General features: G+C 47.5%; 12 protein-coding genes. 8 read left to right on the top strand and 4 right to left on the bottom strand.

Features of this window, described 5'->3' with window-relative positions; genetic code table 11:
- Nucleotides 1-213 precede the first annotated feature (213 nt).
- Nucleotides 214-1,311, bottom strand: a complete 1,098-nt coding sequence (gene ychF, locus JT719_RS02825; protein ID WP_207430881.1) for a redox-regulated ATPase YchF — start codon at nucleotides 1,309-1,311, stop codon at nucleotides 214-216.
- 704 nt (nucleotides 1,312-2,015) lie between these two features.
- Here ychF and JT719_RS02820 point away from each other — a divergent pair.
- From JT719_RS02820 to JT719_RS02805, 4 genes are all read left to right on the top strand, one after another.
- On the top strand, nucleotides 2,016-3,158 hold the full coding sequence (locus JT719_RS02820) for a DUF418 domain-containing protein (protein ID WP_207430880.1): 1,143 nt from the start codon (nucleotides 2,016-2,018) through the stop codon (nucleotides 3,156-3,158).
- Between the two features lie 572 nt (nucleotides 3,159-3,730).
- Nucleotides 3,731-4,717, top strand: a complete 987-nt coding sequence (locus tag JT719_RS02815; RefSeq protein ID WP_207430879.1) for an aldo/keto reductase — start codon at nucleotides 3,731-3,733, stop codon at nucleotides 4,715-4,717.
- 148 nt (nucleotides 4,718-4,865) lie between these two features.
- Nucleotides 4,866-5,612, top strand: a complete 747-nt coding sequence (locus JT719_RS02810; protein ID WP_207430878.1) for a hypothetical protein — start codon at nucleotides 4,866-4,868, stop codon at nucleotides 5,610-5,612.
- Between the two features lie 75 nt (nucleotides 5,613-5,687).
- On the top strand, nucleotides 5,688-6,830 hold the full coding sequence (locus tag JT719_RS02805) for a glycosyltransferase family 2 protein (RefSeq protein WP_207430876.1): 1,143 nt from the start codon (nucleotides 5,688-5,690) through the stop codon (nucleotides 6,828-6,830).
- A gap of 177 nt (nucleotides 6,831-7,007) precedes the next feature.
- Here JT719_RS02805 and JT719_RS02800 read toward each other — a convergent pair whose 3' ends face one another.
- Nucleotides 7,008-7,340, bottom strand: a complete 333-nt coding sequence (locus tag JT719_RS02800; protein ID WP_207433228.1) for a DUF3276 family protein — start codon at nucleotides 7,338-7,340, stop codon at nucleotides 7,008-7,010.
- Between the two features lie 129 nt (nucleotides 7,341-7,469).
- Between JT719_RS02800 and JT719_RS02795 the strand changes: the two genes are divergently transcribed.
- Together JT719_RS02795 and JT719_RS02790 are read left to right on the top strand one after the other, a co-directional pair.
- Nucleotides 7,470-7,868, top strand: a complete 399-nt coding sequence (locus tag JT719_RS02795) for a septal ring lytic transglycosylase RlpA family protein (protein ID WP_207430873.1) — start codon at nucleotides 7,470-7,472, stop codon at nucleotides 7,866-7,868.
- On the top strand, nucleotides 7,865-8,782 hold the full coding sequence (locus JT719_RS02790; protein ID WP_207430871.1) for a DUF58 domain-containing protein: 918 nt from the start codon (nucleotides 7,865-7,867) through the stop codon (nucleotides 8,780-8,782). Before JT719_RS02795 ends, JT719_RS02790 begins: the two co-directional genes overlap by 4 nt.
- A 74-nt stretch (nucleotides 8,783-8,856) precedes the next feature.
- Here the strand turns inward: JT719_RS02790 and JT719_RS02785 are convergent, their stop codons facing one another.
- Nucleotides 8,857-9,552 carry a DNA-3-methyladenine glycosylase family protein gene (locus tag JT719_RS02785; protein WP_242693053.1) on the bottom strand — a complete coding sequence of 232 codons (696 nt, stop codon included), beginning with the start codon at nucleotides 9,550-9,552 and terminating at the stop codon, nucleotides 8,857-8,859.
- A gap of 72 nt (nucleotides 9,553-9,624) precedes the next feature.
- On the opposite strand from JT719_RS02785, the gene JT719_RS02780 reads away from it, so the two are divergent.
- Together JT719_RS02780 and JT719_RS02775 are read left to right on the top strand one after the other, a co-directional pair.
- Entirely contained in the window at nucleotides 9,625-10,476 is an 852-nt protein-coding gene (locus JT719_RS02780) for a hydroxymethylglutaryl-CoA lyase (protein ID WP_207430869.1), read from the top strand.
- A 5-nt stretch (nucleotides 10,477-10,481) separates the two neighbouring features.
- Nucleotides 10,482-11,219 carry a (Fe-S)-binding protein gene (locus tag JT719_RS02775; protein WP_205501057.1) on the top strand — a complete coding sequence of 246 codons (738 nt, stop codon included), beginning with the start codon at nucleotides 10,482-10,484 and terminating at the stop codon, nucleotides 11,217-11,219.
- Nucleotides 11,220-11,319: 100 nt separating this feature from the next.
- Here JT719_RS02775 and JT719_RS02770 read toward each other — a convergent pair whose 3' ends face one another.
- Nucleotides 11,320-12,279 carry an alpha/beta hydrolase gene (locus JT719_RS02770; RefSeq protein ID WP_207430867.1) on the bottom strand — a complete coding sequence of 320 codons (960 nt, stop codon included), beginning with the start codon at nucleotides 12,277-12,279 and terminating at the stop codon, nucleotides 11,320-11,322.
- Nucleotides 12,280-12,302 lie beyond the last annotated feature (23 nt).

The raw sequence follows: 12,302 nt of genomic DNA, 5'->3' as shown, positions 1-12,302 counted from the left end.
ATAATGAATAAAAATAAATTCTAATATTAGGTAAATCTCAGATAGGCAGCGATTTAAAATTTGTAAAAACTTGATTATTCATAAAATTGAATTGACTAATAGAACAAATTTGAAGGAAAAATAGCCTGTATGAGCAGATGTCTATATAGAAGTATATATAAAAAAAAGGAGAACATTTTGGGTTCTCCTTTTTAGGTTTAAGGTCTTTACAACTTAGACGTTGAATCTAAAGTGCATGATATCACCGTCTTGCACCACGTAATCTTTGCCTTCCAGCGCCATTTTACCGGCTTCTTTTATTTTAGCCTCGGTCTTGTACTCCATGTAATCTTTGAGCTTGATCACCTCTGCCCGGATGAAGCCTTTCTCAAAGTCTGAGTGAATCACGCCGGCCGCCTGCGGAGCTTTCCAGCCTTTCCGGATGGTCCAGGCCCGTACTTCTTTCACCCCGGCGGTAAAGTACGTGATCAGGTCCAGCAGGGCATAGGAAGCTCTGATTAATTGGTTCAGGCCCGATTCTTTAAGGCCGTACTCAGACAGGAACATCTCCTTTTCCTCAGGATCATTGAAATCAGCGATCTGGGCTTCAATGGCGGCTGAGATAACCACTACCTGGGCCTTCTCGTCTTTCACGTGCTCTTTCAGCGCATCCAGGAACTTGTTGCCGGTCTGGATAGACTCTTCGTCTACGTTGGCCACATAAATTACGGGCTTAATGGTAAGCAACTGAAGGTCTGCCACGGCTTCTAAATCCTCTTCTGAGTAATCTAAAGAACGGGCGTTCTTGCCGCTTTCCAGGTGGTCTTTGAAGCGCTGCAGGCTGGCGTATTCTTTTTTGGCTTTGGCATCGCCGGATTTGGCGGTACGCTCTACCTTGGCAATTTTCTTGTCAAGGGATTCCAAGTCTTTCAGTTGCAGCTCGGTGTCAATCACGTCTTTGTCAAACACCGGGTCAACGCCACCTGCCACGTGTACAATGTTAGGGTCATCAAAGCAGCGCACCACGTGAATGACGGCGTCTACCTCTCTGATGTTGGCCAGGAATTTATTGCCCAAGCCTTCGCCTTTGCTGGCGCCTTTTACCAGACCGGCAATGTCCACAAATTCCATGACGGTAGGTACCACCCGCTCCGGGTGCACCAATTCCTCCAGAATCTGCAGACGCTCATCGGGCACGGTGATCACGCCCACGTTCGGTTCAATGGTACAGAAAGGGTAGTTAGCCGACTCGGCTTTGGCGTTTGACAAGGCATTGAACAGCGTAGATTTACCCACGTTTGGCAAACCCACTATTCCACAACGAAGTCCCATATAAATAAGGTTGGTCTATTTTCTAAGGTTGATGTATGCGCTTTGGGGCTGATTTCAGGAAAACAGGCCCTTTTCAGAAGCGGGTGCAAATATACGCAATCCTGAGAGGACTATCCCACATATAACAAACAATAGAAGGATTGTTTGTATGGTCAGAAGATAGAGGAATGTAGAATGAACTTTTAGTTTGATGCCCAATCACCATTTTACGGTCTAAAGAAGAACACAAGCCGCTGAAGTAGAGCCAAGAAGCTTAATGGTAAAAACCATGCAGAAATTAAGCAGGTCAAGAAGTCTTTTTGAATCAGAGAACATATTTACCCTGATGAAGTGTGTCTTGTTTGTATTCTAAGTTGTTGTAAATGAATTTATTGCAAATGGGGGGTAGGGCATGGTTTATTTCAATTATGGTGTGTCATCAAGATGTAAACGTAAGTTAATATAAAATTTTAAATAATTTATTTTGTTTTATATAGTTAAACTTATATATTTATACAAGTAGCAACTTGAAAGTAAATTTTATATGTGGGTAATGCTTCCATGTTCATATTTAGAAATATTATATCCTCAACCATTTTGGTGAGTTAAGTAGAAACATAATATGTCTAGTCAAGTTTGTCTAGAGCTATTCAATCTTTATTGAATTCATTGATTGAGATCAACTAATTTATTTATCTATCTGAAACAAGAAGAAGATATATATAATGCTACCCTTTATACATACTGCTGTTCAATACAAGACAGAACCGATTTACAGAAAACCAAATAACTCAAAAAATAGGATAGAGGTAATTGATGCTTTAAGAGGTATTTCCTTGTTTGGAATTATTATTGCCCATTGTGTGTATTCTTTTTACAAATCTTCTCCACAAAGTTACGTGAAGGAGCTAGGCTATATAGATAATTTACTTTTATTTGTAGTGAATTTATTTATTGAACGAAAATTTTTTACAATTTTCTCTTTTATTTTTGGTTTAATTTTTGCAATCCAAAATGAAAAAGGAAATAATAAAAGAAGTTTTGTATTTAAATTCTTGTGGAAAATGCTACTTCTTCTAATAATTGGAGTATTGCACAATGAAATTTATAACTTTGACATACTTCAAATCTATGCATTTTGTGGATTGATTTTGGTTCTATTTAGTGAATGTAAAACCAAAATTTTGCCTATAGTTAGTCTTGTATTCTGGGTTCTAAGTAGTATTGCGATATTTTATTCCGAAGATTTGATACAATTTTTTAAAAGTATAGAGTCTAATGGATGTTTAATTCCAGCAAAGCTCCCTTTTCAAGTGTTTTCTGGACGTTTACCAATGATCTTAAGCTTATTTATATTTGGGTACTTTGTTGGAAGATTGAAACTTTTCAATGATTTGGTAAACCATGAGCACTACTTTATAAAGGCTATGATCATTTCATTCTTTATAAAATTTTGCTTCTCATTAGGTAAAGAGTTTGAGTTGATTAATGTGACTTCATTAGCTTATGAAGCTACGATAGTTCCTTTGCAAAACCTTACATTGGCTTGTATATACGTTAGTTTAGTAGTTGTTTTAAGTAATAGAATTAAAGTCTTTAAAAAATTGACAAGTTGGTTAATTCCTTTAGGTAAAACTGGGTTAACAAATTATGTTGCTCAGTCTGTTTATTTTCTTTTCTTATTTGAATACTTATTTAAGTATCTATTCAAGCTTGAAAATCTATATGTTCCTCTTTTAATAACATTGTTCTTCTTCTTTACTCAAGTAATTATTTCTAAATGGTGGACTTCCTGTTATAGACTAGGACCAGTGGAATGGTTATGGAAATCTTGTTGCGAATTCAAATTTAAAAATAATAAATTTTGACAATTGTGCTATTTACTAAAATATGAAAATTGTTAAGGTTTATTATAAGCTAATTATCTATAATAAATAAATTTAATGTATAAATGCGTGTGTTGAAAGAATGCTGTTAAGAAGTATAGGGCAGTGCCGGGACAATATTAATATCTTATAAAATTAATTCCCCGCTTATTGAAAAGATTTCATGCCTTATTTTTATTTAAAATGACATAAAAACATGGATTTATCCCTAACCCAAGAATTTTTATCCATAAATATTCTTGTGCACTATCACATGCCAGATCCTTAAAGAGTCGTCCTCCTTTTATATGGACTATAATAAGAATGAACCCTTCATAATTCCAGTCTGAATTTTGCTTAGGATACTACAGAACGGAGAAAATTCCTGAACAGTACAAAACCTTCTACAAATAGGCTGTTTGATCTGCTTAGCTCTAAGATATGGGAAGAGCTTGATTTCCTGATTTCCGATAAAAGCAATGGACTAACTGGACTACTCCTCGTAGACTAAGCTAATTGCAAAGTATTTAGAGGCTTAAAATCAGTAGTACACCTCCAAGTGAATCATCAAATCTATGGAAAAGAGAAAATTAGGAACCCAAGGCTTAACGGTATCGGCGCTGGGGCTGGGCTGCATGGGCATGTCTGACTTCTACAGCAACCGAGACGATAATGAATCCATCGCCACCATCCATCAAGCCCTGGATCTGGGCATTGACTTCCTGGACACCGCCGACATGTACGGAGTGGGAGCCAACGAAGAACTGGTGGGCATAGCCATCCGGGACAGGAGAGACCAGGTGGTGCTGGCGACTAAATTCGGGAACGTGCGCGATGAGAGAGGAAATTTCCTGGGCATTAACGGTTCGCCGGAGTACGTGAGGAAAGCCTGCGAAGCCAGCCTTCGGCGCTTAGGCGTAGACTACATTGATTTGTATTACCAGCACCGGGTAGACAAGCAAACGCCCATTGAGGAAACCGTTGGCGCTATGGCCGAGCTGGTGAAAGAGGGCAAGGTGCGGTACCTGGGCTTGTCAGAGGCCTCGGCGGCTACCCTGGCACGGGCGCACAAGGTACACCCCATCAGTGCACTGCAAACGGAGTACTCGCTCTGGAGCCGCGATGTGGAGGATGAGATCCTGCCCGCCTGCCGCGAGCTGGGGATCGGGTTTGTGCCGTACAGTCCGCTGGGCAGGGGCTTTTTAACCGGCCAATTCAAAAAACTGGAAGACATACCCGAGGACGATTACCGCCGCCATTCCCCGCGTTTCCAAGGCGAGAACTTCCAGAAGAATCTGGATTTGGTACAAAAAATAGAAGAGATGGCCGGTAAGAAAGGCTGCTCTGCCTCGCAGTTAGCCTTGGCGTGGTTGCTGGCTCAGGGAGAAGACATAGTACCTATTCCTGGCACCAAACGACGCAAGTACCTGGAGGAAAACGTAGGAGCCCTGCAGGTTTCATTGTCGCAGGATGAACTGGACGAGATTGAAGCCATTGCGCCGAAAGGAGTAGCCGCCGGTCAGCGCTACGCCGCTCCGCAGATGGGCAACCTGAATGTTTGATCTACTCCAGCATTCTATTTCTCAGCTGATTTTCAGAAAACAAGCCAATTTCCTGTTAATCCTTGCCCACCCTGTTTTCAGGGGCGGGGAAGGATTGCCAGGAAAATTTCAGATATCCCCACAAACGGTAACCTAACTTTTAGACCACATGCCCGAAGGTCCCGAAATGGTTTTCCTGAAAGAGCAGGCCGAGCAATTCATCGGTCAGCGGGTTCTGGAGGCAAAAGGAGCCGCGAAAAACATTCCGTACAGAATATTGGTGGAGCAGGAGTTGCGGGAGATCAAGACCTTTGGCAAGGAGATTTTCTTCTGTTTTCAGGGTTTCGTCTTGCGGGTTCACCTGATGCTGTTCGGAAAGTATATCTTTAATGAGGAAATCAACCGGGAACTTACTTTGGGGGTCGCCTTTGAGGATGGGGAAATCAACTTTTACGCCAGCGATTGCCGGGTCATTCAAGAGCCTTTGTCTGATGTGTATGACTGGACCACCGATGTGCTGCATCCTTCGTTTGATGCCGCGAAAGCCCAACAGAATATCACTCGCAAACCTGACCAGCTGATCTGCGACGCGTTGCTGGACCAAACCATTTTAGCCGGAGTGGGCAACGGGATCAAGAACGAGGTCTTGTTCCGGGCGCAGATCCACCCCGAAAGCGTGGTAGGCGAAATTCCTGATCTTCAATTGAAATCTTTGATTAGGGTCTGCGTGACCCTCAGCATTGAATATTTGGAGTGGATTAGGGAAGGTACCGTCCCCCGGCCTTGGCAGGTGTACCGGCAGAAAGAGTGCCCCAGAGATCGCGTCCCTTTACGTAAAGCCAGGTTGGGGAGACCGGCCCGTTCCTGTTACTTCTGTGAAGTCTGCCAGTACCTGTACCTGCCAGATGCTCTTTGACTTTCAAGAATTGTTTTTAGCCTGATTTTAAGATTTTGGGTGTAAAATGAACCAGAATACCAGTAGCTTGCCCGCATGATACTAACCGGCTATTCCGTCCTGATCACCGCCCTGTGGATTCTGGTTTGCCTATACGTGCTGATCAACAGCCGGAAAGTGAAGTACCTCAAAGACATTCCGGTTACCCCAGACTCAACGCAGCCTTCGGTAGCGGTCGTCATCGCGGTGAAGGACGAAGAGGCCGAAGTAAAGGAGGCCCTCACCAGTGTGTGCCTGCTGGAGTACCAGCCCCTAAAGATTCTTGTCATTGATGACCGCTCCACCGACCGCACCCCGGAGATCCTTCGGCAGATGGTGCAGCAAAACCCTGAGCTTACGTTATTCACCATCAGAGAACTTCCTGGTGGCTGGCTTGGGAAAAACCACGCCTTGTACCAGGGGTACTGCGCCACCACCGAGGAGTGGCTGCTCTTTACCGATGCCGACGTGAAGTTTGGCAGGCAAGCACTAAAGAAAGCCATGGCCTATGCAGTAGCAAACCGGTTAGATCATCTCACGGTGCTGCCCGAGATTACTTCCCGGTCGGTTATTTTCCAGAGCGTAATGACCACTTTCTCCCTGATGCTGGAGCTGAGGCAACGCCCGTGGGATGTGCCTAAGCCCAATACCAAAGCCTCAATAGGTGTTGGCGCGTTCAACCTGATCAGACGGACAGCCTATGAAAAAGCCGGAACGCACACGGTTATCTCCCTCCGGCCCGATGATGATTTAAAACTGGGTGAACTAGTGAAGAAAGCGGGGCTTCGGCAAGATGTGATGTATGGGGAGAAGGAAGTGTCCCTGGAGTGGTATACCAGCCTAAAGGAATTCGTGAATGGCCTCATGAAAAACACCTTCTCCGTGGCCAATTACAATCTGCTGCATGCCATAGGCATGGCGCTGGCTACGTTTTTGGTGTTTGTGTTACCGGTGCCGTTGGTGCTTTTTAGCGGCGCTTATGGTTGGCAGATGGCAGTACTGCTTTTGATTTCCCAGATGTTGCTGATGGCTTTCAAAAGCGGAATCCATGGCAAGTGGTGGCACACCTTTATGATTCCGTTTGCCGGGGCCGTGATGATTTTTGTGATTCTGAGGGCGGCCTATGTAACGCTCAGGCAGGGCGGGATTTACTGGCGGAACAGCTTTTATCCTTTGTCTGAACTCAGGAAGCAAAAGTAGAAGAGAGGGGTTGCCTAAACCTTGAGCAAAGGAGTAGCCAGCCCTATTATGGAGTTTTCTTCCTTTCCGCAAGGGGAAAGAGGATTCTGAGCCGTTTTTAGTAAAACAGCCAAAAACCAGGAAAGAGATAAAAAAAGCTCACGCGAGGCATGAGCTTGAGGAAATTTCAGTAAGGAACTATTCCCACTTCAATTCTTCATCTACTGCAGCTTCAGATTCTGCGTGTTCTAAACGCTCCAGTTCCGCCAATGCCTCTTCAGACAATAACTCACCTTTTACATGGTTAACGGTTTCCTGCAGCGCTTCCATGAACTTGGCAAAGTCTTCTTTGTACAAGAAAATCTTGTGCTTTTCGTAAGAGTAGTTGTCATCCTTGAACTTGCGTTTGCTCTCCGTGATTGTCAGGTAATAATCATTGGAGCGGGTTGACTTCACATCAAAGAAATAGGTGCGCTTTCCTGCTCTTACTCTCTGCGAGTAGATTTCTGCTTTGTCGTTGTTCTCTTCCACCATAACTTAAAGGTTCCTTATTTATTTGAAGTAGCCAATTTAAAGGAACAGATTCATATCTAAAAATTTTTAAGATTAAATTTAATAGCTAAATTAGAATGTACTAATGTTTGTAAGAGACAAACTTTCATGCGAAAAAGCCTACTTTGTCTTCTTCTTTGCCTGTTGCAGGGAATTAGTTTTGCCAGTAAATCACGCCTCACAGGCACCGCAACGTTCTATGCCAAAGCCCATATCGGGCACAGAACCACCAGCGGCGAGCGCTACAACCCCAATGAGTTAACCGCGGCCCACGCCACTCTGCCCATCAATAGTTATGTGCAGGTGCATAATCTAAAGAACGGCCGCACCGTGCTGGTAAGAATTAATGACCGCATGAGCCGCAATTCACGTTACGTGATAGACGTTTCCAGAAAGGCGGCCCAGACCCTGGGCATCATTGGCGCCGGAATGGGAAAGGTGAAGTTGGTGGTGGTCAGCAAAGAAGAGGCCCTGGCCCAAATTAAGAAGGTAGACAAAGCAGCATGAGTAGAGTAACCGTTGATTTAGACAGTGTCCGGAACATCCATAACCTGGAGTTGCTGGCCAAGCGTTTGGTGGAAGGGTTTATCACCGGTTTGCATAAATCGCCGTACCACGGTTTCTCCGTGGAATTCTCCGAGCACCGGCTCTACAATTCCGGCGAAAGTACCCGCCACATGGACTGGAAAGTCTTCGCCCGTACCGAGAAGCTGTTTGTGAAACGCTACGAAGAGGAAACCAACCTCCGCTGCCAGTTGCTGCTGGATGTGTCTGGCTCCATGTATTATCCCACGCACAACTATGGCAAGCTTTCCTATGCCGTGCTAAGCGCCGCCGCACTGGCTACTTTGCTCCAGAAACAGCGCGACGCGGTGGGGCTTACCACGTTCGCTGACCAGATTGAACTGCAGACGCCCATTAAATCTACCGGGGCGCACCTGCACACGTTAATGTTAGCCTTGCAGCAGCAGTTGCAGAAACCGGCCCCGCCGCAGAAAGAAACCCGGGTGTCGGCCATGCTGCACCACATCGCACAGCAGTTGCCCAAACGCTCTTTGGTAATTCTTTTCAGCGATTTGCTCAGCCAATACGAGCAACTGGACGAGATTTTCCTGGCCCTGCAACACCTGCGTCACCAACAGCACGAGGTTTTGTTGTTCCATCTTACCCACGCCGAAACCGAGGAGGATTTTCACTTCCCTGACAAACCCTTTATGTTCACGGGACTGGAAACCGGCGAAAAGATCAAAGTACAACCCTCCGAGATCCGGGACGAATATGTGAAAGCCATGCGGCAATTCAAGAACGAACTGAAATTACGCTGTGGCCAAAACCGCATCGACCTGGTCTCAGTTGATCTGCGCGAGCCCATTGATAAAGTACTGCAGGCGTACTTAATCAAAAGGCAGAAAGTGCGCTAACGTTTTAGGCCTGATTTAGGGAAATAAGCTCAGAAACAACTTCTGTTTTTGACTCAAGACTCAAGACTTAGAACTCAAGACTCAGGACTACTCACTGGCGCATTATCCAGCGATTGCCACAGGTACCTGCACGCCAGAGTTCTGTGTGGTTTCCAAGGAAGCGACAGTTCCAGCATCTTGGCTTTGGCTTGTTTGTGGCTTTCAGTGAATTGGTAGAGGCGTTTCATGGCGTTGTAAATACCCAGATCGTCTACCGGCATTACATCGGGGCGGTGGAGGGCAAACATCAGGATCATCTCGGCGGTCCAGCGGCCAATTCCTTTGACTTGTACCAGGCGGGCAATCAGTTCCTCATCCGGTAAATGAGCCAGAAGGTTGTCTTCCAGGTGGCCAGCGGCTTTGTGCTCCGCCAGGTTCTGCAGATAGCCAATTTTCTGTTTGGACAAACCTGCCGCTCGCAAAGTCTCAAAAGGCATGGAAAGCAGCAGGCTAGGTTCTGGGTAGTTTTCGGGAAAAAGGGCCAGAAACCGGGCCTTGATGGTGGCCGCCGCCTTCACCGACAATTGCTGCGAGATCACCGAACTCAGCAAGGCATCATAAATGGGCCGCGTAGTAGTAGGGGTGATAATAGGGGAAGCCTGCAGCACCAGTTGGTACAGCACCGGGTCTTGCCGGAACAAAGAAGCGTGGGTTTCGTTCATGCCTTCATTAAATTGAGTAGTGGTTGGGGTAAACGTAACGTAGAGGGAAAGCCCTGCAAAATAAAGCATCAACCCAACGTTCTTACGCTTAAATTGCCCTTAAAAGTAGCCGCTTTCTTGGTGGCTGTTAACTGAACCTTCATGAAAATCATTGAATGTCCCCGCGACGCAATGCAAGGCCTGGCCGACTTTGTGCCTACTGAACTGAAAGTACAGTACCTGCAAGCCTTGCTCCAGGTGGGATTTGATACGCTTGATTTCGGGTCTTTTGTCTCGCCCAAGGCCATTCCGCAGATGCGCGACACCGCCGAGGTGCTGGCTCAGTTAGACCTTTCCGCTACCACCACCAAGTTGCTGGCCATTGTGGCGAACGTGCGGGGTGCGGAGCAGGCGGTAAGTTATGCGCCCATCCGGTACATCGGGTTTCCTTTGTCTTTGTCAGAAACGTTTCAGAAACGCAACACCAATAAAAGTATCTCTGAGGCGCTGGTGGAGGTAGCCCAGATGCAGGAGCTTTGCCTCAAAACCGGCAAGGAACTGGTGCTGTACCTTTCCATGGGCTTCGGGAACCCGTACGGTGAGCCATGGGAACCGACCCTAGTGGGGGAGATGACCCAAAAGCTGGACGAGCTCGGCATCAAGATCGTTTCGTTGTCTGACACCATCGGGGTTTCCTCGCCGGAGACCATCCTGCCCTTGTTCCAGACCTTGATTCCCGCATTCCCGCACATTGAATTTGGGGCGCATTTGCATACCAGCCCCAGCACCTGGCAGGAGAAAGTGGAAGCCGTGTACGCCAGCGGCTGTCGGCGTATGGATGGGGCGCTGCTGGGCTACGGCGGCTGCCCCATGGCCAAAGATGAGCTGGTAGGCAACATGCCCACCGAGAAAATGGTGGCTTATTTACAAGAGAAAGGCGTACCTTTGAACCTGAACCAGGAGGCGCTTTCCGAGGCAATGGCCTTAGCGACCCACGTTTTTCAATCGCATTAACCCACATGGCACAGCCGGTTGTAGATATTTTTATTCCTTGTTTTGTTGATCAACTGTTCCCGCAAACCGCCTGGAACATGGTGAAGGTGCTGGAGGCATTAGGCTGTAAGGTGCGGTACAATACCAACCAGACCTGCTGCGGACAGCCCGCGTACAACGCCGGTTTCCAGCAGGAGTGCCGCCAGGTAGCTGATAAGTTCCTGGAAGATTTCTCGTCTGAGGACAGCGACTACATTGTGGCACCATCGGCCTCGTGCGTGGGCATGGTCCGGAACGCGTACGCCAACATTTTCGTGACGTCCTCCAACTTTGTGAAGTACCGGGCCATGGAGCGAAAAGTGCTGGAGCTAACCGAGTTCCTGACCGATGTGCTGCAGGTGCAGCAGATTCCCGGTGCCCGATTGAACGCCAAAGTCACATATCATGACTCCTGCAGCGCCCTGCGCGAGTGCGGCATCAAGGAAGGTCCTAGAAAACTACTGGAAATGGTGGAAGGACTGAGTTTAACTGAGATGCGCGAAAACGAGACCTGTTGCGGTTTTGGCGGTACCTTTGCCGCCAAATTTGAAGCCATCTCGGTGGCCATGGCCGAGCAGAAAGTAGAAAACGCCCTCAGCACCGGAGCCGAGTACATCGTCTCCACCGATACCAGCTGCCTCATGCACCTGGACGCCTACGCCCGCAAGCAGAACAAACCCATCAAGGTGATGCACATTGCCGATGTGCTGGCCAGTGGCTGGTAACCCTACCCAAACCCGTACTTAAATAGAAAAGCGGAGCCCGTTTTAAAGCAGATTTGAAGAAAACTGCTCTAAAACGGGCTCCGCTTTTATCGTGTATGAGTTACTTCAGTCCTTTCACAAACCCAACTACCTCGGGCATTAGCTTAGGCGTCAGCGGAAGCGTTGGGTTGGAGTACGTCGCCATGTTCGCTTTCAGGTCCATTGTGGTTTCTTTGAGCACGTGGTTCATGTTCTCCACTTCCACCAGTTTGCTTTTGGGGGCGGCGGTAGCCAGCAAGGTAGCCTCATTGGTGGTTACCTGCAGATCCAGGTTGCCCTGCACCACCAGCACCGGCACCGTCAACTTCCTGATTTCAGCCTGCGGATCATACTTGAACCAGGAAATGAGATACGGCTGTACGCTGGGGCGGAACAACGAGGCCAGCATGGGGTTCACCTCTGCCACGGTGTGGCCCTGCACCAGTTGGTCCAGGATAGGAAAGGCGGCTTCGGTGACCATCTTGGGCTGCATCATCAGTTGCTGGCGGATGACCTTGTCAGCGGGCTGGCCTGCCCCGGCCAGGGAAATAAACCCATCGGCTTTGGATTGACGGGCGGCGATCATGCCAATGAGCGAACCTTCGCTGTGGCCCAGCACCACTACTTTGCTGAACCGCTTGTCTTTCTTCAACTGCTGCACCCAGGCGGCGGCGTCCTGCACGTAATGGTCAAACCGCAGGTCAAACTCAGACATGGCAGCCGCTTTGCTTTCGGCTATGCCGCGTTTGTCGTAGCGCAGAGAGGCAATACCCTGGGCGTGCAGTTCTTCGGCCACCATTTTAAGGCTGTTGTTCTGCATCATGGGGTTATTCCCGTCCCGGTCGGTAGGGCCAGAGCCGGAGAGGATCAGCACCACCGGCATTGGTTTCCCCGAGGCAGGGACCAGCAACGTGCCCTTGAGAGATCCTTTGGCGGTGTTCAGTTCAATGGGTTCGCCGGCAGTTACAGCTCCAGATTGCGCCTGCACCCGCAACAAACTCCAGAAGAGAAGCACCACTAACAGCAGAGGTCGGTTTTTCATTGGATTTCTGAAAAAGAGGCTGA

Origin of the sequence: Sabulibacter ruber (genome assembly GCF_017355955.1) — a bacterium.
In the GTDB taxonomy this organism is placed as follows: domain Bacteria; phylum Bacteroidota; class Bacteroidia; order Cytophagales; family Hymenobacteraceae; genus Nibribacter; species Nibribacter ruber_A.
The sequence above is the reverse complement of the archived record's forward strand: the minus strand, read 5'-3'. Positions and strand labels throughout refer to the sequence as shown.